Consider the following 23,075-nt stretch of genomic DNA (forward strand, 5'->3'; position numbering starts at 1 on the left):
GCTTAATTTTGCCTGTAATAATGAGTCAAGAGGTAAAAAATTTAACGGCAGAGAGTTGGCAGGCGGCGAATAAAAAAAAGGAGCCAGAGTGGGCTCCTTGTGATGACTTAATGGTCAGATGAGTTACCAGCGGTAATCGACCGAGGCAATGAAGGTGCGTCCTGCCCCGTAGAAGCATGCCCCGCTGTTGGAGCAGGATGAGACATAGTGCTCGTCGGTCAGGTTCTGGGCATTGAACTGTAGGGTCGTCCCCTTCAGCACCGGCAGCGCCTGTCCCAGTTCATATTTCACCATTGCATCGTACAGCATGTAGTGCGGAACGTAGTATTCACCGGTCGGATCCCCGGCGCTTTTACCCACGTAGCGTGCGCCGGTGCCAACGGTCAGTCCGTTCAGAGCGCCATCAAGGAAACTGTAACTGCCCCATACTGAACCGGTATGGCGCGGAATGGCGGGCGGCGTGTGCCCCACTTCTGCGGCAGTTCTTGACTCTTTGGTGGTGGCATCGGTATAGGTATAGGCGGCGATCAGCCTGATTTCCGGCGTCGGCTGCGCGTGAAGTTCGCTTTCGATCCCTTGCGAGTTGACCTTACCAATCTGGTCGGAATAGTTCGTGTTACGGATAGCGCTGACCACGTTTTTCTGGTCGATATTGAACCACGAGAGGGTCATCAGCATATTGCTGCCGGTCGGCTGATACTTGACGCCCACCTCGGTCTGCTTACCGGTGGTCGGTTTCAGCGCATCGCTACCCGGCAGGCTCTGCGCCAGCACCGGCTCAAACGAGGTGCTGTAGCTGATATAAGGGGAGACGCCGCTATCAAAGGCGTACAGCAGGCCGCCACGACCGGTGATCTGGCTGTCATTGTAGCTCAGATCGCTGCCCCTAACGCGATCCTGAGTACGCACCTGCGACCAGTCATTACGTACTGACAGCACCACATTCCAGTGATTCCACTCCAGCTGATCCTGGGCATAAACGCCGTACTGATTCAGGGTTTTCAGCGTGCTGCTGGCCAACGCCAGCTTGCTTTCATCAATGTCAGTACTGGTCGGATTAGTCCAGTCGAGCAGATAGTCACTGCTTCTGTCACGCGACAGTTTTGCATCAATGTGGCTGTAACGATAATCCATCCCGCCCAGTAGCGTATGAGAGACATCGCCGGTTTCAAACACCCCTTTCAGCTGATTATCAAGGTTAATTTCGTTGGTCATGACTTTTTCATGCTGCGGCATACGCGTGATGCGGTGATCGCCGGAGTCAACGTTATACACCAGGTATTTGTAATCTTCATCACGATGGCTGTAGCGCAGATTCTGGGTAAAAGAGAGCGCTTCGTTAAAGCTGTGCTCCAGGCTGTAGCCGATTGAGGTTTGTTGACGCTTCGACCTGGCGAACGTTGAATCACTGACGTTCAAGTCATAGGGAACGCTGTAGCCATCCGGGCTGGCATACAGCGTTCCTGAACGTGGCAGAAAGTTACGCGAACCGGCTTTCGGATCGTTCAGATAGCTGGTTAACAGCGTAAAGCTGGTGTCTTCATTCGGGAGCCAGGTGACGGCTGGCGCAATCGCCACCCGCTGCTGTTTGCTGTTCTTCACAAACTCGTTTCGGGTATTAGCAATGCCGTTCAGACGATAGAACAGCGTGTTGTCGTCGTTCAGCTTACCGCCAAAGTCAAACGCCGCTTCGCCGAAATGACGATTACCGGTACTCAGTTTTACCTCATGAATGCTCTCTGCGGTCGGGCGCTTGCTGGTCATCAGCAGCAGCCCGCCGGGACTGACCTGGCCGTATAGCACGCCTGCCGGGCCATGCACCATTTCCACGCGCTCTAACAGCCAGGGTTCAAACTGCCCCGCCCCGCCGCTGGAGCTGGACAAACCGTAGTGCAGTCCGTCCAGCAGTTTCGGCGCATAGCGAAAACCACGGCTGATCACCTCATCGTTACGGTTTGAGTTACCGCGATAGCCGGTGATCACCCCGCTGCTGTAGTTCAGCGTATCCGCCACCGAGGCCGGAGTCTGATCGTTCATCTGATCGCGGGTTACCACAGAAATGGACTGCGGCGTTTTGCGCAGCGCGGTGGCGGTTTTTGTCCCTGATGCGCTCTCTTTTGCGACGATGCCTTTAGTGGGTGCGGTGACGCTTTCCTGGGTTTCAGCGGTGACCGTCAGGGTATTCTCTGCCGCAGCCACCATCGGTGCAGCGGGTAACATGAACAGCGAGGATGCCAGAACCAGTCGCATTGCTGATCGTTCGGAACGTATTGCATAAAGGGGTATTGCGTTTTTTTTCTTCGAAGTAAACATGTTCTGTTATCTCTGCGGGTACAGTCTGCCTAAGAAATAAATCATAAAGCCTGCCCATCCATAAGCATCACAGACGGGTGATGGCGAAGATTCAGCATGATGTCTGCCACGGATTGCGGCGTTTCATCTCACCTTCTTCAAAAACCCCTTATTTACCACAGGTTAAGATTGCAGAAGAAAGTTGCTATACATCTTATTGCAAATGTAAATTATTCTCAATACTATTCGCATTATCGTAACTTACTGTAAATGAGATCCCTGAGACCTGCGGTAAGTCATTCAATATCAAACAAGGAAAATTATCGTGGCAACAGGGAATAGAACGTGTGTGCTGCGTCAGGTCGCTGGTTATGTGGCACAAAGGCTTGCCGCCGATAACGTTGGCAAAGAGGCGTGGTGGCAGCACATTGCCGAAACCGGCACTCCGCTGGTGGAAGAATTTGCCGAAGGGCAAGTGTTGACCAGCTATCTCTGGCGCGATCCGCAGGGTGATGAAACCCGTTCAACAATCAAACAGGTTTACGTGGATATTAACTGCGTGACCGACCATCACAGTCCGCAGCCACAAAGCCTGCAACGCCTGCCCGGAACGGACGTCTGGCACTGGTCAACCCCCATCGATGAGCAATGGCGCGGCAGCTACAGCCTGATCCCGGTAGAGGCATCACAGCTACCGCCGCCCTTCAGTGGCGATGAAGCATCGCGCCGCAGACAGCAACGTGAATGGTGGATTTCGCTGTTCCCGCTCGCCATTTCCGATCCGCTTAATCGCAGCCGCCCTTATTACAACAGTCGTCGTCAGAGGCTGTCTGCCGCGCATATGCCTGCGGCCCCGGACCAGCCCGGCTGGCACACTTTCGATTGCGGGCAGCCCGCCGACACAGACCAGCGCCGCCTGCAACCGTTTAGCTGGAACAGTCGTTTGTTGGGTAATCAACGCCGTATCTGGCTTTATACCACCGGCAGCACCACTGACCCGCAACAACGCCCGCTTGCTATCCTGCTGGACGGACAACACTGGGCAGAAGGGCTGCCGCTGTTTTCCGCCCTTGATGCAGAAACCGCCAGCGGTCATCTGCCTGCCGCCTGCTGGCTGCTTATTGATGCCATTGACGGTGACTGGCGTGAAAAAGAGCTGCCGTGCAGCACTTTATTCTGGCAGGCGGTACAGGAAGAGCTGCTGCCGCTGGCGCGCTCGTATGTCGACTTCAGCCAGCGGTCGGACAGCACGCTCGTGGCCGGTCAGAGCTACGGCGGGCTGGCGGCGATGTTCGCCGGGCTGCACTGGCCACATCGCTTTGGCCGCGTGCTGAGCCAGTCCGGCTCATTCTGGTGGCCCCATGTCAAACTGATTACGCATTTCGATCAGGCCCAGCCGCACGAAATGGGATGGCTGACCAAACGGCTGCGGTCAGGCGAACTGCCTGCCGGGACGCTCAAAATATTTCAGGAAGCTGGCGATCGCGAATGCGACATGGTTTGGGTTAATCAACAGATGCGCGAGGCGCTGGTCTCCGCCGGGCACCAGGTTAATTTCCGCATTTTCTCCGGCGGCCATGATGCCCTCTGCTGGCGTGGCGGGCTGCTCGATGGGCTGCTCTGGCTGCTGGCCGATTTTATCCCTTCATCCCCTTCTGGCGAAAACAGGTAATTACCATGAACGAACAACACAATCCCTTTGACGATGAAAGCCTGAGCTTTCTGGTGCTGCTGAACGCACGCCGACAGTACAGCCTGTGGCCCGCCTTTGCCGAGGTTCCCGCTGGCTGGCAGCAGGTTGCCGGAGCGCTAAGCCGCGCTGAATGCATCAATTATATCGAAGAGCACTGGCAGGACATGCGTCCCGCAGAGTTGCAGAACCTGGACTAAAACGCGGCCCCGCCTTTACACAGGTTCCCTTTTTCGTTTTGCCGACAGGAATTGTCATCGTGCCAAAAACTCCGACCCGGCCTGAAGTTCAGGCTGAATATACCGAATATCCGCTGGTTGCCGCGCAGCCAGGCATCTGGATCGCCGATCAGATTGCCAGCCGTAGAAATACCTTTGCCATCGCCCACTACAGCAAACTGCATGGTGATATCGATCGCCCACTGTTGGATGCCGCCATTCGCCAGACGCTGGTGGAAACCGATACCGTACAGGCAAAGTTTGGCCTTTCTGCCGATGGCAGCGTGGTGCAAAAGTTGCCTTCTGCGGGTCACTGCGGAGAGCTGCCAACGGTGGAGTGGCTGGATTTCAGCCAGCGTACCGATGGGGAGCAGGCCGCACAGCGCCTGATGCAGGCCGACCTTGCCGCCGACCTGCCTGCGGACGGCGATCGCCCGCTCTGTCGCCAGCTGATGATCCGCGTCAGTGCCGATTGCTGGTTCTGGTATCAGCGTTATCATCATTTAATGCTTGACGGTTTTAGTTTTGAAGCCCTGACGACACGCGTCGCGGCGGTCTATCAGGCATTGCGTGCCGGGGTTCCCCCTTCCCCATCGCCGTTTATCTCCTTCGGCGATGTGGTGACTGAATATCAGGCCTGGCAACACTCTCCCGCCCGTGAGCGCGCCGCGCTGTTCTGGCAACAGCATGCAAAGCCATTCCCGTCAGCCATTTCACTCTCCAGCGAGCAGTTCGCCTTGAGTGATAATGGTGCCCCGCTGAAGCAGCAGGTCATCCTGCCCGCCAGCGTGCTCAACCAGCTTCATCAGATCCCAGCTCTGAAAGAAAGCAGCCCGGGTGAGATAGTCAGTGCCCTTCTTGTGGCTTACCTGGCACGCATCAGCGGAGAACAGCGCCTGAGCATCGGTTTCCCGTTTATGCGCCGGATGGGTTCGGCGGCGCTGACCGCTACCGGCCCGGTAGTCAACGTCCTGCCGCTACTGTTGACCATTCGCGAGGAAATGACGCTGGCAGAGATCGGCCAGGCGCTACAGGATGAAATCAGGCTGGTGCGCCGCCACCAGCGTTATGATGCTGAACAGCTAAGACGCGACCTCGGACTGGTCGGCAGCAGCCAGCCGCTATACGGCCCGGTGATCAATCTGAAGGTTTATCACCACCCGCTGATGTTTGACGGCATCCCCGCCAGCACTCATACCCTGGCAATGGGGCCGGTGGACGATATGGAATTTGAGGTCGGTTTCCAGCAGGGCCAGCTACAGCTGACGCTGGTGGCTAACGCGGAAAAATATGACCGTCAGACGCTGGCCTGGCACGGAGAACGCATTGCCTTCCTTGCACAACAGCTGGCAGACCAGCCGCAGCGACCGCTGGGCTCTCTGGCGCTGGCGGCCAGCGACGAGCAGCAGCAGATCGCCAGCTGGTCACAGGGTATCAGCGTCACCCCGGCGGCTGGAGAGGTCTCTATTCTGGCGATGCTTCAGCAGCGGGTTGAGCAGCAGCCGGATACCGTTGCCGTGGTTTGCGGTGATGCCAGCCTGACCTACGGCCAGCTATCGGCACGCGTGATGCAGCTTGCTCACGAGCTGATCGCCCGTGGCCTCGGCGCGGAGGATGTGGTCGCCATCGGGATACCGCGCTCCGTCGACTCGCTGGTGGCTATCTTCGGCGTGCTGGCCAGCGGTGCCGCCTATATGCCGCTGGATCTCGACTATCCCCGTGAGCGCCTGGCGCTGATGTGCGACGATGCCTGTCCACGGCTACTGCTGACTCACGGCAGCACTCTGGCGCAGATGCCGCCGTTACCTTCTCTCTGCCTTGATGATGCCGCGTTCCGCGTGCGCTGTGATGCCCATCCGGCGACGCCAATCGTCGATGCGCAGCGGCGCGTCCCCCTGCGTGGCGAACATCTGGCCTATATGATTTACACCTCCGGATCCACCGGACGGCCAAAAGGAGTGATGAGCACCCACGGCGGCCTGCTGAATCTGTTCCTCTCTCACCAGAGCAATCTGTTTGGCCCGGCGGTGGAGAAACTCCGCCGCAGCCGCACGCGCCCTGTGCGCACCGGTCACACCGCCTCATTCTCTTTCGACTCCTCGTGGGAGCCGCTGTTCTGCATGATGATGGGCTGCGAACTGCATATCTTTGATGAAGAGCTGAGACGGGATGCCTGGGCGCTGCTGCAAAAAATGAAACAGGTGCCGATCGACCTGCTGGATATAACCCCGTCGTTCTTCTCGCAGATGATCGATGCCGGGCTGTTCGAAGCGGGCAATCACCGCCCGGCGTTTGTGATGATCGGCGGCGAGGCCGCCACGCCCACGCTGTGGAAGCTGATGCAGCAGCACCCGGAACTGGAGATAGTCAACTACTACGGGCCATCTGAATACACCATTGATACCCTCGGGGCCAGCGTGATGGTTTCCGACCAGCCGGTGATTGGTCGCCCGGTGGCGAACACCCGGGTATGGCTGCTGGACAGCAAACTGCGCCCGGTGCCGGTGGGCTGCATTGGCGAGCTGTACATTTCTGGTCGTGGCATCGCACGCGGTTACCTGCATCGTCCGGATCTCACCGCCGCACGCTTTGTCGCCAACCCGTTCCTTGACGGTGAGGTGATGTACCGCAGCGGCGACCTGATGCGCTGGCGCAGCGACGGCCAGCTGGCGTTTATTGGTCGCGTCGATCACCAGATTAAAGTACGCGGTTTCCGTATCGAGCTAGGAGAAGTGGAAAATGCCCTGGCGGCGCTGGACGAAATCAGTAGCGCCGTGGTTATCGCCCAGCCGCTTGGTGCGACCAACCGTCTGATCGGTTACTGCTCGGTACACAATGACGACCTGCGTGCCGACGGGCAGCTATCCGCGCAACTGCTGGCGCGCCTGGCGGCAACGCTACCTGACTATATGGTTCCGGCGGTGCTGGTGGTGATGGACGAACTGCCGCTCAACGTCAACGGCAAGATTGACCGCCAGGCGCTGCCTGCCCCACAGCAGGCGGCACTAACGGCGAGCCGCGAGCCGGAGTCGGCACAGGAGAAGCTGATCTGTGAGGCGATAGCCGATCTGCTGGGTCTTGCGCGCGTCGGTGCTGACGACGACTTCTTTGCCCTCGGCGGTGACAGTATCTCAGCGATGGGTCTTGGCACCGCCGCACGCCGTGCCGGTTACCTGCTGCGACCACGTGATGTCTTTTCCCAGCGAACCCCGGCGCGCATGGCACAAAATATGGCGCTGCTGTTGACCCGTGCGGCATCACCACGCGTTGCCCGCCAGGGGGCGATCGACGGCCTGCCGATCCTGCACGAGTTTAGCCAGCACGGCGGCATCAACCAACGTTTTGCCCACGGCGTGTTCTTACGGGTTCCGCCCGAACTGAACGTCGCGCAGCTGGAACAGGCGCTGCTGACGCTGAGCGTGGCGCATCCGGCGCTGGCTGCCTTTACCCGTAATAATCAGCTGATTGTCGGTGAAGCGCGTCCGGCGGGGTTCAGCCGCTGGTCAGATACCCTCGCCCTATATCACGCGCCGGAGATCTGCGCAGAAGACGCGTTCGAGGCCGCCGTCGCGCGTCTCGATCCGGCAAACGGGGTGATGATGCAGGCAACCCTGCTGCAACAGGGCCAGCAGACCTTTGGAATGGTGCTGGTTGTCCATCACCTGGTCGTTGACGGCGTTTCCTGGCGCGTGCTGCTGGACGAATTGCGCCAGGCGGCCGAGGCGGCGATAAGGGGTACACCGCTGGCGCTGCCAGCCGAAGAGACCTCGCTGCATGACTGGTCAGACAGCCTGTTAAGCGGAGTGGCGCAACGCGCCGCTGAACTCCCGTTCTGGCAAAGCATGTTGCAGCATCGGCTGCCGCCGCTTGGACAGCGCGCACTGCGGGTTAGCGACCGTCACGGCGCGCTGCGCGAGAAACGCACCCTACTCAACGCAAGCCAAACCGAAGCCCTGTTGACCACGCTGCCGCCACGGTATCGCGCCAACGTGGAGGAGATATTGTTGAGCGCGCTGACGCTGGCGCTGAACAATCGCTTTAGCGTCACTCGGCTGCGTTACACCCTGGAGTCCCACGGCCGGGCCGAAGCAGAAGGCGACATCGACCTGGCCCGTACCGTTGGTTGGCTGACCGCCGAATACCCGCTGCTGATCGAGCTTGATGGCAGCGACAGCAGCAAACCGCACAATGCGATACGTGCAGTGAAAAGCGTGCTGCGCGCCGTGCCGGATCGCGGTATTGGCTACGGCCAGCTGCGCTATCTCGACGCGGTGCACGGCAGCGGTTTACGGCAGCTGGCGCAGCAGCATGCGCCTGAAGTGCTGTTTAACTACCTCGGCCGCTTCTGTTCAGGCGACGAGCTGTGGACGCCGCAGCGCACGCGTAAACACTTCCGCGATGCGTTCGCCGTCTGGCAAACGCCGGATATGCCGCAGCCGCACGGGCTGGAGGTCAATATCTTTGTTGATGAAAGCGCCGGTGCCGCGAGGCTGGCGATCAACTGGGGCTGGCTAAACGGCGTGCTCAGCGAGCAGGATATTGACGCCCTGCATCACGCCATCGCTCAGGCCAGCGATGCGCTGAGCGATTTTGCCCGCCGTCACCCGCAGCAGGCGGCTGACACTCTGGTGGCTGCCGAAGTGGGCATCGCCGGAATTGACCAGCAGGATGTGGTTAGCCTGACACAACGTCATGGCCCGGTTGCAGCCATACTGCCGCTGCTGCCGCTGCAAAAAGGCCTGCTATTTCATGCCGAAACCGCTGATAACAGCGGCAGCTACAACTCGTTAACGCGCATCAGCCTTAGCGGTACGCTCGACGAATGTCGTTTGCGCAGCGCGCTGGATGCGGTGGTGCATCACCATCCGCAGCTGGCGGCGCGTTTCGACAGCCAGCAGGCGTTGCTGCCCCTGCAATTGATCCCACAGCTTTCACAACAGCAACAGCACTGGACGCTGACATGCCATCAGCTTCCACCACTCAGCGCCACCGAGGAAGCCGCCGCGCTGCTGGCGCTGGAAAAACGTGAGCTGGCACGGGATCTGTTTAAGCAACCGGTGATGCTGCACGCCCTGCTGGTAGAGCACGCCAGCGAAGCGCGTTTTACCCTGCTGCTGAATGCCCATCACCTGGTGGTGGACGGCTGGTCTACCCCGGTTATTCTCAGCGATCTGTTTACCGCACTCTGGCACGGGCCGCAGGCGCTGATCCCACACCGTTTCAGCTACGCCGATATCGTGCGTCAGCTGGTGGCACGCGACGGCAACGCCTCGCGCCAGCTGTGGCAGCAGGTGATGCAGGATGTGCGCCCAACGCTGCTGTTTGGCAACCAGCCCCAGCAGGGGCCAGTGCATCACATTGACACAGTGCTGGAGCCGGAACTGGAACAGGGCCTGCTGGCGCTGTGCCGCCAGCGCGGCCTGACGCTGAACAGCATCATGCAGGGGATCTGGGGCATGCAGCTGGCGATGGAAAGCGGCCAGCAGGATGTGGTGTTTGGCTCGCCGGTCTCCGGGCGATTCGGCCAGATCGAGGGCCAGCAGCAGCTGGTCGGACTATTCAGCAACACGCTGCCGGTGCGCCTGCGCTTTGACAGCCAGCGCCCGCTGCTGGATCAGCTGGCCGACCATCAGGCACAGCAGATCCAGCTGATTGAGCATGACTGTCTCGGCCTCGGGGAGATCCAGCAGCTGGCGGGCAGCGGAACGCTGTTCGATACCCTGCTGGTGGTGGAAAACTACCCGGACAACACCGATTTGCTACAGGAGCATGACGGTCTGCGCTGTACCCATATCAGCAACCGTGGCTACACCCATTATCCCCTTACGCTGCTGGTGCTGCCGGGTGAACGCCTGCACCTGCTGATGGAGTACCGCGATGCGGTGCCGCACCCTGAGCGCTTTGCCGCACGCTTAATGATGCTGCTGGCCCAGCTGGTCGCGCAGCCGGATCTGCCGCTGGCGCGCTGGCAGTTACAAACCCCAGACGAGCAGGCGCTGATCGCGCGTAGCAATAACACCGCTTATCCGCTCGCCGCCACCACCTTGCAGGGCGCCATTGATGAGCAGGTGGCCCGCACGCCGGACGCGCTGGCGCTGCTGGATAGCGAACATCGTCTAAGCTATCGCCAGATGCAGCGTCAAACCCGCCTGCTGGCCGATCGGCTGATTGCCGCCGGGGTTCAACCCGGTGATATCGTCGCCGTTGCCCTGCCGCGTTCGGTGCGTCTGAGCCTGGCACTGAGCGCGATCCTGTATGCCGGTGCCGCTTGGCTACCGCTGGATACCGGCTACCCGGACGAGCGCCTCAAACTGATGGTGAGCGATGCCCGTCCACGGCTGACCATCAGCGAAAACGCGCTGCTCAGCCGTTTCGCCGATCTGGGGCCAATTTTAACCTTTGACCAACTGGAAGACGCCGACCGCCAGCCACAGCACCCGCTGCCGCCCGCCGATAACCCGCGTGCGGCCTATGTGTTGTATACCTCCGGCTCGACCGGGAGACCGAAAGGCGTGGTGGTCGGCCAGCCGGCGATCGTCAACCGCCTGCGATGGATGCAGGATAAATACCCGCTGAGCGCCGATGACGTAGTGCTGCAAAAAACGCCGTGCAGCTTTGACGTCTCGGTGTGGGAGTTCTTCTGGCCGCTGATGGTTGGCGCGAAGCTGCTGATGGCACCGCCGGAAGCGCATCGCGATGCGGAAGCGCTGGTGCAGCTGATTGAAGATCACGCCGTCACCACTCTGCACTTCGTGCCGTCAATGCTGGCGGCGTGGGTCACTGCGCTGGAAATGCGCCTCGCAGCGGATAAAGGCTGCCGCAGCCTGCGGCGGGTATTCTGTAGCGGTGAAGCACTTTCCTGCGAGCTGGCTTCCCGCTACCAGTCGCTGATCAATGCGCCGTTACATAACCTCTACGGCCCGACCGAAGCGGCGGTGGATGTCACCTGGTACCCGGCGTCCGGGGAAAGTTTACGCCAGTGCAGCGGTTCCGGTGTGCCTATCGGCTATCCGGTATGGAACACCCGGCTGCGTATCCTCGATGCGCTGCTGCGTCCGGTGCCTGTTGGCGTGGCTGGCGATCTCTACCTGTGCGGCGTGCAGCTGGCTGACGGCTATCTGTATCGCGCCGATCTCACCGCGCAACGCTTTGTTGCCGATCCACAGGCCGACGGCGAACGGATGTATCGCACCGGCGATATCGCACGCTGGCTGGAGAACGGCGCGGTGGAGTACCTCGGGCGTAGCGACGATCAGCTGAAGATCCGTGGTCAGCGCATTGAGCTGGGTGAAATTGAGCAGGCGCTGCTGTCCATCGATGGCGTGACGCAATGCGTGGTGGCCGCCCGCGAGCTGGGCAATGTAAGCAGCCCCGGTGCCGATGCGCGCCAGCTGGTGGCATGGATTATCCCCCAGCCGGGGGCGCTGCCGGACACGGCCGAGTTGCATCAACAGCTGGCACGGCGCTTGCCGGCCCATATGCTGCCGGTGAGCTATATGCTGACAGAGAGCTTCCCGCTCAGCGCCAACGGTAAGCTGGACCGCAAAGCGCTGCCGTTGCCACAGACCGCACCGCGCATCGGCCAGCCGCCACAGGGGCACCACCAGCAGCTGCTGGCAGCGCTGTTTGCCAGCCTGCTGTCACGAGAAACGGTGTACGCCGACGATGATTTCTTCGCCCTCGGCGGCCATTCGCTGCTGGCGATGCGCCTCGCCGCCGAACTGCGTCGTCGCCTTGAACATCCGCTCTCTATAGCACAGATCATGGCAGCGCGCAGCGTGGAGAACATGGCTCGTCTGCTGGACGACGGCGCACAGGATATTGGTGCTGCCGGACGACCACACGATGAAACGCTGACCTTGCGAAGCGGCAGCGGCCCGGCGCTTTTCTGCATCCATCCTGCATCCGGATTTGCCTGGCAGTATTCTGGCATGATGCGCCATCTGCGCGGCAGCTTCCCGGTTATCGGCCTGCAATCGCCGCGCCCGAACGGGGTTATCGCCGACTGCGCCAGCGTGGACGAAATGTGCGATCGCCACCTGGCAACCCTGCGCAGCGTCCAGCCACAGGGGCCTTACCATCTGCTAGGCTACTCGCTTGGCGGCACCCTCGCCCACGGCATTGCCACCCGCTTGCAGCAGCAGGGTGAGCAGGTGAAGTTCCTCGGCATGCTGGATACTTACCCACCAGAGGGCCAGGACTGGACTACACCGTCAGAGGAAGATGCGCAAGCGGAGTTGGCTCGTGAGGAGGCCGAATTTATGGCAACCAACGATGATGACGCGCTGCTACAGGAGGAGAAAGCCGCGATGTTCAGCGCCATCGTGGCTAACTATAAGCATGCGGTTGAACGTCTCGCCTGCGCCACCACTCCCCATTACGCCGGGGAAGTCACGCTGTTTATCGCCATGAAAACCCTGCCGCCGGAAATGGATGTGCAGGCCTGCTGGTCGCCTTACCTTGATAAGTTAGTGATGCATCAGCTGGACTGTGAGCATATGGATATTCTGACACCGGAAACGCTGGTGACGCTCGGCCCACTGCTGGCGCAGCTGCTGGATAACTGTCAGGAACTGATGTAACACAAGGGGCGGAGCTGTAACAGGCTTCGTCCCCTGAGTCTGATAACGTTTTTTCAGGGGCGACCATCGCGGTCGCCCTTCTTATGGCTGATGGTAGCGCCCGCAGGGCACCACCAGCGGCGTATGCGATACCGGATCGTCAATCACCATGTTCGCCATGCCAAACACCTGCTGTACCAGCGCCGCCGTGACAATATCCCCCGGTTTGCCCTGAGCGACAATTTGCCCCGCACGCATCACAATCAGATTATCGGCGTAACGACAGGCCTGGTTTAAATCATGCAGCACCGCGACCAGGGTATGCCCGCGCTCCTGATTGAGCTGACGAAACAGATCCAGCAGCTCAATCTGATGAGCGATATCCAGCCAGGTTGTCGGTTCGTCCAGCAGCAGCAGCGGCGTCTGCTGCGCCAGCACCATCGCCACCCACACGCGCTGCCGCTGACCACCTGAAAGTTCGTCAACGCTGCACTGCGCCAGGCTGCTGATATCGGTGGCCTGCATGGCTGCGGCTACCGCATCACGATCCGCACGGCTCCACTGCCTGAGTAAGCTCTGATGCGGATAACGACCACGCGCCACCAGGTCGGCAACGCTGATGCCTTCCGGCACCGTGGCATGTTGCGGCAGCAGGCCAAGCTGGCGTGCCAGCGCTTTGCTGCCCATCTGGTGAATATCCTTCCCGTCAAGCAGCACCTGGCCGCTCTCTGGTTTCAGCAGGCGGCAAAGCGCCCGCAGCAGCGTGGATTTGCCGCAGGCATTCGGCCCGATAATCACCGTAAACTGACGTTCGGGGATGCGCACGTTCAGCTGGCTGGCTACTACCTTACGATCGTAGGCGAGCGTCAAACCCTCGGCCTGTAAGCATGGGGATAAAAGCGTATTCATCATGAACGACGTGACTCCCTGATAAGCAATCCAATAAGATACACCCCGCCCAGACTGACGGTGACCGCTCCCACCGGCAGCTGTATGCCGCTAAAAACGTGTTGGGCGATAACGTCCGCCGTCAGCAGTAACAGCGCCCCAGTGGTGGCGGCGGAAAACAGCGGAACGGCACTCGATCCAATCAGGCGGCGGGCAATCTGCGGCGCAGACAGCGCGATAAAGGCGATCGGCCCGGCGCTGGCGGTGGCAATAGCGGTCAGAATAACGCCGCACAGCATCAGCCACAGGCGGCTGCTTTCCGCACTCACCCCCAGCGCGCGTGCGCTGTCATCGCCCATCTCCATCAGCTGCAAACGCCGACCGGTCAACAGGGCGGCCATGATCGTCAGGGGGATCAGCAGCAGCGCGGGCAGGCCTTTTGACCAGGTGATGCCGTTCAGTGAACCCGCGCCCCACAATGCCGCACTCATGGCATTATCCAGCGAGGCGCTAATAATTAACCAGTTGTTCAGCGCCAGCAGCATCGCACTCACGCCAATACCAACAATGATCAGCCGGAATCCGACTATGCCCTGACGCCATGCCAGCAGATAGACCAGCGACGCCGAAGCAACACCGCCGACGAGTGCACCCGCCGCTATTTGATAGTTGCCGCCCCCCAGCCAGATAATGACCATCAGCACGCCGCTGTACGCTCCGGTGTTAAACCCCACTACGTCCGGGCTGCCCAGCGGATTGCGCATCGCCGACTGAAAAATGGCCCCGCTAACGCCCAGCCCGGCCCCCAGCAGCAGCGCCATCACCACTCGCGGCGCACGCCACTGGCTGATAACAGTGATAAAGCCCGGCGGCCCCTGGTGCCAAAGTGCCTGCCAGACCTGCAACGGAGTGATATTCAGCGTGCCGTAACAGAGCGCGAACAGCGCCAGCAGCGCGGCCAGCAGCATCAGCAGCAGATTCGTCACCAGCACTCTGGCAGAGAGGCGCAGGTTAAACCAGCCGTCGCACCGGCCAATCATCAGGGTTCTGCTCAACACGCGGTGTTCCTTAATTTTTACGCTGGCGTACCAGCCAGATAAGCACCGGAGCGCCGATTAATGCCGTGACGATGGACACCCGCAACTCGCCCGGTACCAAAAAACGCCCGGCGATATCTGCCGTCAGCAGCAGCAGCGGAGCCATCAAAAATGAATACAGCAGGATCCAGCGACGATCGCTCCCGACCCACCAGCGCGCCATATGCGGCACCATCAGCCCGACAAAGCCGATCGGCCCCACCAGCGCGGTGGCCGATCCGCACAACAGCATCACCGCCAGCAGTGACAGCAGACGCACCAGCACCACCCGGGTGCCGAGGGCCGCAGCGATCTCTTCGCCCATGCTCAGACTGTTTAACGAGCGCGACGCCACCAGCGCCAGCAACGCTCCGCCAACAATCGCCGGAGTGACCAGCAGCAGGTTTGGCAGTGAACGAATATCGAGTGTACCCGCCTGCCAGAATCGCAGCTGGTCGAGGGTTTGTGGATTAAGCAGGGAAAGTGACGAGGTCAGGCCGCCGAGCACCGCACTGAGCGCCACTCCGGCCAGCGTCAGGCGCAATGGGTTCATCCTCCCGGCACCCAGCATGCCGATGGCCCATACCGCCATACTGGCCAGCAGCGAACCGCCCCAGGCAAAAACCAGCCAGCCTGCCATGCTGCTGACGCCAAACAGGGTAATACCCATGACAATGGCAAAGCTGGCCCCGGCATTGACGCCCAAAATACCGGGATCGGCGAGCGGATTGCGCGTCAACGCCTGAATAACCGCACCGCCCCCTCCCAGCGCCACCCCTACCAGCAGGCCAGCCAGGGTACGCGGCAGGCGCGCATTGAGGATAATAATGCTGTCGGCATTGTCCAGCTGGCCGCAAAGACTTTGCCACACGACAGCCGGAGGGATGGACTTCGCGCCGAGCATCAGGCTGGCCAGACTCACCAGGAGCAACAATAACAGACAAAGCATTATCCCCCCGAGGTGAGACAATCCTTGCGGCCCGGCGGCAACGTGCATTGTACCTGGGAGGGTTTGCGGAAGTGGCATCCCTGACAACCTCACTTATATGATAATGAATATGATAATTATTATCATTAATCTTAGTAATCAACTATGTTACCATGCGCCACGCTAAAAAACGATGACCGTCAACGCACGCTTTGCGGTCGCCACACCCTGTTCAATCAACCATATGGAAAATCATGGCCAAGTCCTCTTTCCTGCTTGATTTCAGCTTACTGAAAAATAATGCCCATTTTCGCGCCATCTTTTTTGCCCGTATGCTGTCGGTCTTCTCCCTTGGCATGTTGGTGGTTGGCGTGCCGATTCAGATCCAGGCTATGACCGGCTCTACCCTACAGGTCGGCGTGGCGGTGATGCTGGACGGGATCGGCATGTTTATCGGCCTGATGCTGGGTGGCATCCTTGCCGACCGTTTCGACCGGCGCAAGCTGATCCTGTTCGCACGCGGCACCTGCGGCGTGGGCTTCGCGGCCCTCAGCCTGAATGCCTTTCTGCCCGATCCCTTTCTGTGGGCGCTGTATCTGCTGGCATTCTGGGACGGCTTCTTCGGCGCGCTGGGCATGACGGCGCTGATGGCGGTGATCCCGCTGCTGGTCGGCCGCGAGAACCTCGGTGCTGCCGGCGCGTTAAGCATGGTGACGGTCAGGCTGGGCGCGATCCTCTCTCCGGCGCTGGGTGGAGTGATTATTGTTTCCGGCGGCGTCGGCTGGGCGTTTGCCGTGGCGGCGGCGGGCACGCTGGCGCCCCTTATCCCACTGGTGCGTCTGCCGTCACTCAGGCCGGAGGTGCGGGAGCCGGAGCATCCGCTGCGTGCGCTGGCCAGCGGGCTGCAATTTGTCTGCCAACAAAAAGTGGTCGGATCGGTGATCGTGCTCGGTATGCTGGTCAGCATCGTCGGCGCGGTGCGTATTCTTTTTCCGGCGCTGGCCGCCAGCTATCATGCCAATGCTTCAGCAATCGGCCTGATGTACTCTGCCGTGCCGCTGGGGGCAATGATCGGTGCATTCACCAGCGGCTGGGTGCCACGTCACTCGAAGCCCGGCATACTGGTGCTGCTGAGTGCCATCTGTGCTTTCCTTGCTATCGCTTCCCTCGGACTGTACAGCCACTTTATCCCTGCACTGCTGGCGCTGGTGATATATGGCTACTGCAACGCTATCGCCTCGCTGTTGCAATATATGCTGATACAACACCACACGCCCGACCACCTGCTCGGTCGGGTTAACAGCCTGGGCAGCGCACAGGATGTGACCGGCGATTCTGTCGGGGCATTAGGGTTAGGCGTGTTGGGGAAACTGTTGACTCCGCTGGTGGGCGTGCTGTCGTTTGGCGCGGCGGCGGCGGGGGTGGCACTGGTGCTGGCAGGCTGTGTCAGTACGTTGCGCCGTGCTACGCTGAATCCCGCGAAACAGCCAGAGGAAGAGGTCAGCGAAGCGACGGCTCACCCCTGACCACGGCATAAAGCGTCGGGTGCTTTACGCGGTGCTGATGCCAAAGTTATCGTGTTGCGGGTTGTTATCCTCCAGCTGCAATGTGGGATAACAACCCGCGCTTACCAGCCGCAATCAATTAGCGGTTTTTAAATTGGCGCTCAATGTTGTTCAGCATATTACTGGCACTGTAGTAATCAAGACGGAACGTATCCGGCCCCATAGCATAAACCCGCCTGTCACTGACCGGCTCCAGATGTTCGAGAAACGGATTCGCCATCACCCTGGCTACCGTGTCATCATCTGCGGCAAACAACAGCATCGTTTTTCCGCTCAGTCCTGACGCCATATTCTCCCCCGATAGCTGCAAAATATCGCTGCGTTTACCCATGCTGGTATCGCGGTGCACATTCTCTGGCGGCATGGCGAGAGTAAAGCCCAGCTCCGCCAACAGTTTTCCCTGTGCCGAAGCCGGCGTCCACAGATTGACGCCACGTCCATCCTCATAATAAACCAGCGCCGATACCGGCTGCGGCGGCAATGTCATCGCCTGCTTAACTTCCTGCACTCGCTGTTCAAAGCGATCGATGACCGACTGCGCATCCTGTTCATGTCCGGTGATATCCCCCAGCTGGATCGCCAGCTGCTGCCAACTTTTATCGCCGTAATCAATCACCAGCGTTGGGGCGATGGCGGAAAGCTGGTCGTAGAGCTTCAGCGCCGAATCACCGCCGGTGGCGGCAATAATGATCAGGTCCGGCGCGGCTGCGGCAATCGCCTCCGCATTGGGTTCCGTGATGTAAAGCGGCTCAAGCTGCGCCCGTTTCGCCGCCTCGCTCCACTGGGTGAAAAAACCCCTGTCGTCGGAAACGGTGCTGTTACGACTGGTCGCCCCAGAGCCAACCAGCGGTGCATTAATCGCCAACAGCGTTCCGGTTAGCGTCACGCTGGTGGAGACAATGCGCCGAGGCGCCTGCTGCAAAGTCAACGGCCCTTTTGGCGTTTGCAGGGTGCGCGGCCAGCCGTGCGCAGGGTGATTATCTATGGTGTCACTCCCCACGCTGCCATGCTGCACGCTGGCTGACAATGCTGCCGATGGCCGGGTAGTACAGCTGCGGATAGTCAGAACAAAGATGATGGCAGCAGCCACCAGCACCGCGCACAGCAGCGGGAAGGAGAAAATTTTTTTCATATTTATCGGCTTAATTGTAAATGAGTATTATTATCATACAGTTAATTGTGACAAAATAAAAATCTTTCAGGCGCATACGCCGGGTATTTACGGCGGCTTATCTCCCGTCGGCAGCAGCGCAAATGATGGTTTATTCAGCAGTTGATACCCAGGGATGCAATCAGGCTTTGACATCCCCCGGCCTGCTGGATATGATGCGCCCCGTTCTAACAATTCCTCTGTAGTTCAGTCGGTAGAACGGCGGACTGTTAATCCGTATGTCACTGGTTCGAGTCCAGTCAGAGGAGCCAAATTAAAAAAGCCAGATGCCTTTGGGCATCTGGCTTTTTGCTTTTTATCAGTTGGTTGTTTCCTTCTCAACCTCTCCTTACTTCCGTTAAAAATGCTTGCAGCACCCTCTTTAACGAGTAAAAAGGGTGATTGGCCCTAGAAAGCAAATCAATAAAATGAGCGGAACCCTGCCACGGTATCAATAAGGATTAAATAAAAATAATCCTTATATAACCCGCAGCAATCACTGACATTATCGTGCCTTTTTCGCCGCTGCGATCAGGCCATCAAGCCAGGCCTGATGTCCGTTAATCATCGGGTTCGGCCGCGTCAGCGCCAGCTCCCTGGCCGGCTGGCCGTTCTGGGTTTCCTGCGTCAGCAGACGCACGCAACCGCCCGGTAGGGCCTCTATCAGCCAGGCGTGATGAACATCAAGGCGGTCGACGCTACCGGTTCCACTCCAGCCGTGCCAGGCGATACGCGCCGCCCCACCAGGTACAGGCGGTATAAATTCAATCACTTCAGCTTCAACCGGAAAGCCAAAAGTGGTGAAACAGAAACGCGCCCCCTCGCTAAGACGTGGACCGCTGCCATCATGAAAACGGATGTCGCTGGCGTTATCGTAGTAACCGGGCCATGCGGCAGTATCAATCAGCTGATCCCATAATGCCGCAACGCTGACGTCAGTAATGATCATCTCATTTGAGGCAAAGTTGTCGCTGAATCCCGGGATATAGCCCGCTGGCCAGATAATCGTATTCATATCAAGTCTCCTGAGCCATTGCTCACTGGGTGGAAGGATCGCCATACTGCGCTCGCCGGAGACATAACACCAATCGCCATTTATGATTTAAAATATCATCATTATTAATATCTCAATCCTGGACGCTAAACATGATTACCGATATCAGATCGCTGGATATCAACCTGTTGAAAGCACTGGATGCACTGCTGGATGAACGCAGCGTCACGCGTGCCGCCAGCCGTATGTCCCTGACTCAGCCTGCCGTCAGCGCTATGCTGACCCGGCTACGCGAGTGCTTCGACGATCCGTTGTTTACCCGAACCCGTCACGGCATTTCTCCGACCCTACGGGCTCTGGAGCTGGCGGCACCGGTCAAACAGATCCTTTCTGAAGTTTCTCAACTGCTGCAACCTAAGGCGTTCGAAGCCGCCACGGTGCAGATGTCGCTGCGCATCGCCGCCACCGACTATGCCCTAAGCGCCGTGGTGCTGCCATTTATGACGGCGCTGCGTCAGCAGGCTCCGGGGGTGCGCGTCAGCGTCCAGCCGGTGGAAAACCAACGGCTGGAACGGCAAATGGCAGACGGTGAAGTCGATATGGCGCTGGTCACCCCGGAAATCACTCCGCCTGGATTACACAGCCGTCACCTGTTTGACGAACAGTATATTTGTCTGCTGCGTAAAGGGCATCCTGCTGCCGCCAGCGGCACCATGTCCCTCGATCGGTTTTGCGCCCTCGATCATGCCCTGGTTTCGCACAGCGGCACGCAGTTTACCGGCGTCACGGACATCGCTCTGGCGGCAATAGGTCGCCAGCGCCGTGTCACGCTGGCGGTCAATAGCTTTCTGGTACTACCGCAAATCCTCAACGCAAGTGATTTGATGGCCGTGGTGCCAGAACGACTGGCGAACCTTGCCGTCGGACTGACCCGAATGGATCCCCCGCTGGTGATAGCCGGATTCAGTAAGACCCTGGTCTGGCACGAGCGCAGCCACCGAGATCCCGGCCACAGATGGCTACGGGCGCTACTGCTCGACACGCTAAGTAACTGATGAAAGCACTCACGGTTAATTACCGGCAATATAGGTAGCCTAATGTAGGTAGCCTATGTCCTGACTGTTTCATCCTTGAGGTTAGCTATGTCCGCACTTTTTACCCCGTTTACACTGAAAGATGTCACCTTGCGTAACCGTATTGCCGTGCCGCCAATGTGCCAGTACAGCGCCGATGACGGTCTGACCAACGACTGGCACCAGGTGCACTATGCATCGCTGGCTCGTGGGGGCGCAGGACTGGTTATTGTAGAAGCCACGGCGGTTTCACCTGAAGGACGCATCACTCCCGGCTGCACCGGGCTATGGAATGATCAGCAGGCGCAAGGCATGGCGCAGATCGCCACCTCCATTAAAGCCGCTGGCGCAGTTGCCGGAATTCAGCTGGCTCACGCCGGACGTAAAGCCAGCGCCAACCGCCCGTGGGAAGGCGACGACCATATCGCCGCCGGTGACAGCCGAGGCTGGGATACCATTGCCCCGTCCGCCCTGGCTTTCGGTCATCATCTGCCTAAGGTGCCGCAGGCGATGACGCTGGAACAAATTAATCGGGTTAAAAATGACTATGTCGCCGCTGCACGTCGCGCCCGCGATGCGGGTTTCGAATGGCTTGAGCTACATTTTGCTCATGGCTATCTCGGGCAGAGCTTTTTCTCACCGCATACGAATCAGCGCACCGACCAGTATGGCGGTAGTTTCGCCGGTCGTAGTCGCTTCCTGCTGGAAACGCTCGCGGCGGTACGTGAAGTGTGGCCAGAAAATCTGCCGCTGACGGCGCGTCTTGGCGTGATTGAATATGACGGGCGTGATGAAGAGACGCTGGACGAATCGATTGAACTGACCAAACTGTTGCGCAATAACGGTCTGGATCTGCTTAACGTGAGTATTGGCTTCACCGTAGCTGAAACCAATATCCCGTGGGGTCCTGGCTTCCTTGCCCCGGTATCAGAACGTGTACGCCGCGCAACCGGACTGCCGGTGGCAGCCTCATGGGGAGTTGAAGCCCCTGCGGTGGCTGAACGCGTGATAGCGGAACAGCAAATGGATTTGGTGATGATTGGTCGTGCGCATCTTGCTAACCCAAACTATTCATACCATCTGGCGAAACAGCTCAAGGTAGAGCGTCCTTCCTGGGTATTGCCAGCACCCTATGCGCACTGGCTGGAGCGTTATCGCTTAGGTGAATAGTTGCTGATGTGAATGAATATCCGCACGGGAAGAGTGAATCAGCTACCGTGCGGATTTCAGATCCAGATTAACTGCGGGTAATTTTCTTCGCCGCCTCATCCAGCGCGTCAATAATATCGTAAAGCGCCCGTTGCGAAATAGCCTCCTGCGCCAGGCGCAGGTTTAAGGCAGTTTTCATATTATGGATAGCGCGCTCTACGTCAGGGTGACTGCGGTTATTGACCAGCGCGGCAAGCGTCGACAGGCGCTGAATAATCGCCGTGAGTACGGGCTGATTTTGCTGCAAAAACTCCCGTCCCAGCGGCTCCAGCCGATACGCTTTGCGTGCTGCCTGAGCATTCACCACCGCAATATAATCACTCTCTTCCAGCCAGGTCAGATTGGGATAGATAATACCCGGGCTTGGCGTGTACTCCCCCTTCGACAGCTCTTCTACCGCTTTGATCAGCTCATAGCCGTGGGCCGGGTTGCGGCTGAGAAAATGCAGCACCAGCAGGCGAAGATCGCTGGCATCGAGCACTTTTTCACGGCGCTTTCTGCGCCCAACGGCGTGCATGTCGCCACGGGCTTGCCATAAATCCGACGGGTTTTTCACGCTATTTCTGATGCCAGTAGGCAACGGCGCGCACGAAGGTGGCATCGCAGCCTCGCCCGTCAATAAAGTAATCGCTAAGCTGCTTAACAAACTCTCCTTCTCCGGTTAGCCAGATAAAGTAATCCTCTGGCGGCAGAGAAATTTGATCAAAGGCAGCGGTCAGAGCAGCAAAATCTTTATTCGTTATCGCACCGTTACCCAGCCAGCTGGCCTCTACCCCGTTCAGGTCCGGCAGATACGCTTTCCCACAGGACTCATCGACACAGGCATACAGTTTTAGTTGCGGACCGCTCATCGTTTGCTGCCTGCGCTTAAAGGCAGGCAGTCCGCTTTCGTCACACACATACAGCTGGAAGGCATAATTTTCAGGAACCACCAGTGAACCACGCGGGCCTCCTATTGCCAACGCATCCCCCACCTGTGCCTGCGCCGCCCAGTTGCTGGCCACGCCGCCGTCGTGAATATAGAAGTCCAGAGTCAGGGTTTGGGCCTCGCCATTAAAGAACAACGGCGTATAGTCGCGAGAAACCGGGCGTGCGCCCTCTGGCCACACCACTCCGTCTTCTGTCACCTCAGGCATAATCAGCTGGCCACTGTCCGGGGCCGGAAAGAAGACTTTAATATGATCGTCGAAGCCGGGAGAGATAAACCCGGCAAGGTCTGCGCCGCTAAAATCAATGCGCCAGAAGCTGTCGGCCACTTTGGTTTTTCCATTGACCGTTAGCTGGCGAAAGCGCAGCGGGTTACGAATGCGCTGTGGCGCTCGGTGGGCTTGCGTCAGGCTGTTCAACATCCATCTCCTTGCTATCAGGTTTAACAGTGGAAATCACTGTTACGATGATTAAAATATATCTATGATATATCTTAATCGCAAG

General features: G+C 58.9%; 14 protein-coding genes and 1 tRNA gene. 7 read left to right on the forward strand and 8 right to left on the reverse strand.

Going from position 1 to position 23,075, the window contains the following annotated elements; all coding sequences use genetic code 11:
* Nucleotides 1-123: 123 nt before the first annotated feature.
* On the reverse strand, nt 124-2,313 hold the full coding sequence (locus EPIR_RS10800) for a TonB-dependent siderophore receptor (RefSeq protein WP_023655435.1): 2,190 nt from the start codon (nt 2,311-2,313) through the stop codon (nt 124-126).
* Nucleotides 2,314-2,617: 304 nt separating this feature from the next.
* Between EPIR_RS10800 and fes the strand changes: the two genes are divergently transcribed.
* Genes fes through EPIR_RS10815 form a run of 3 tightly spaced genes read left to right on the forward strand, consistent with a single transcriptional unit; the run spans nt 2,618 to nt 12,782 of the window.
* Complete coding sequence (fes, locus tag EPIR_RS10805) at nt 2,618-3,964, forward strand: enterochelin esterase (protein WP_023655436.1); 1,347 nt, start codon at nt 2,618-2,620, stop codon at nt 3,962-3,964.
* A 5-nt stretch (nt 3,965-3,969) separates the two neighbouring features.
* Nucleotides 3,970-4,182, forward strand: coding sequence for an MbtH family protein (locus EPIR_RS10810; RefSeq protein ID WP_023655437.1), 213 nt, complete (start codon nt 3,970-3,972; stop codon nt 4,180-4,182).
* A gap of 59 nt (nt 4,183-4,241) precedes the next feature.
* On the forward strand, nt 4,242-12,782 hold the full coding sequence (locus tag EPIR_RS10815; RefSeq protein ID WP_048697367.1) for a non-ribosomal peptide synthetase: 8,541 nt from the start codon (nt 4,242-4,244) through the stop codon (nt 12,780-12,782).
* A gap of 81 nt (nt 12,783-12,863) precedes the next feature.
* Here the strand turns inward: EPIR_RS10815 and EPIR_RS10820 are convergent, their stop codons facing one another.
* The 3 genes from EPIR_RS10820 to fepD are packed head-to-tail and all read right to left on the reverse strand — an operon-like array spanning nt 12,864 to nt 15,722.
* A complete protein-coding gene (locus EPIR_RS10820) occupies nt 12,864-13,673 on the reverse strand; it encodes an ABC transporter ATP-binding protein (RefSeq protein ID WP_023655439.1) in 810 nt (269 codons plus the stop codon).
* On the reverse strand, nt 13,670-14,707 hold the full coding sequence (fepG, locus tag EPIR_RS10825) for an iron-enterobactin ABC transporter permease (RefSeq protein ID WP_023655440.1): 1,038 nt from the start codon (nt 14,705-14,707) through the stop codon (nt 13,670-13,672). Before fepG ends, EPIR_RS10820 begins: the two co-directional genes overlap by 4 nt.
* Nucleotides 14,708-14,717: 10 nt before the next feature.
* A complete protein-coding gene (gene fepD, locus EPIR_RS10830; protein ID WP_048697368.1) occupies nt 14,718-15,722 on the reverse strand; it encodes a Fe(3+)-siderophore ABC transporter permease in 1,005 nt (334 codons plus the stop codon).
* 185 nt (nt 15,723-15,907) lie between these two features.
* Between fepD and entS the strand changes: the two genes are divergently transcribed.
* Nucleotides 15,908-17,179, forward strand: coding sequence for an enterobactin transporter EntS (gene entS, locus EPIR_RS10835; protein WP_023655442.1), 1,272 nt, complete (start codon nt 15,908-15,910; stop codon nt 17,177-17,179).
* Nucleotides 17,180-17,297: 118 nt separating this feature from the next.
* On the opposite strand, the gene fepB is transcribed toward entS, so the two are convergent.
* Nucleotides 17,298-18,350 carry a Fe2+-enterobactin ABC transporter substrate-binding protein gene (fepB, locus tag EPIR_RS10840; RefSeq protein WP_023655443.1) on the reverse strand — a complete coding sequence of 351 codons (1,053 nt, stop codon included), beginning with the start codon at nt 18,348-18,350 and terminating at the stop codon, nt 17,298-17,300.
* Between the two features lie 214 nt (nt 18,351-18,564).
* Between fepB and EPIR_RS10845 the strand changes: the two genes are divergently transcribed.
* A tRNA-Asn gene (locus EPIR_RS10845) sits at nt 18,565-18,640 on the forward strand.
* 233 nt (nt 18,641-18,873) lie between these two features.
* On the opposite strand, the gene EPIR_RS10850 is transcribed toward EPIR_RS10845, so the two are convergent.
* Nucleotides 18,874-19,383, reverse strand: coding sequence for an SRPBCC family protein (locus EPIR_RS10850; RefSeq protein WP_023655444.1), 510 nt, complete (start codon nt 19,381-19,383; stop codon nt 18,874-18,876).
* 131 nt (nt 19,384-19,514) lie between these two features.
* Here EPIR_RS10850 and EPIR_RS10855 point away from each other — a divergent pair, with 131 nt between their 5' ends.
* Together EPIR_RS10855 and EPIR_RS10860 are read left to right on the forward strand one after the other, a co-directional pair.
* On the forward strand, nt 19,515-20,417 hold the full coding sequence (locus EPIR_RS10855) for a LysR family transcriptional regulator (RefSeq protein WP_023655445.1): 903 nt from the start codon (nt 19,515-19,517) through the stop codon (nt 20,415-20,417).
* 87 nt (nt 20,418-20,504) lie between these two features.
* Nucleotides 20,505-21,605, forward strand: a complete 1,101-nt coding sequence (locus EPIR_RS10860) for an NADH:flavin oxidoreductase/NADH oxidase (RefSeq protein ID WP_023655446.1) — start codon at nt 20,505-20,507, stop codon at nt 21,603-21,605.
* Nucleotides 21,606-21,672: 67 nt separating this feature from the next.
* Here the strand turns inward: EPIR_RS10860 and EPIR_RS10865 are convergent, their stop codons facing one another.
* Complete coding sequence (locus EPIR_RS10865; protein WP_048697511.1) at nt 21,673-22,161, reverse strand: PadR family transcriptional regulator; 489 nt, start codon at nt 22,159-22,161, stop codon at nt 21,673-21,675.
* A gap of 40 nt (nt 22,162-22,201) precedes the next feature.
* Entirely contained in the window at nt 22,202-22,993 is a 792-nt protein-coding gene (locus EPIR_RS10870; protein ID WP_023655448.1) for a siderophore-interacting protein, read from the reverse strand.
* Nucleotides 22,994-23,075 lie beyond the last annotated feature (82 nt).

The organism is Erwinia piriflorinigrans CFBP 5888, assembly GCF_001050515.1.
GTDB classification, from domain to species: Bacteria; Pseudomonadota; Gammaproteobacteria; order Enterobacterales; family Enterobacteriaceae; genus Erwinia; species Erwinia piriflorinigrans.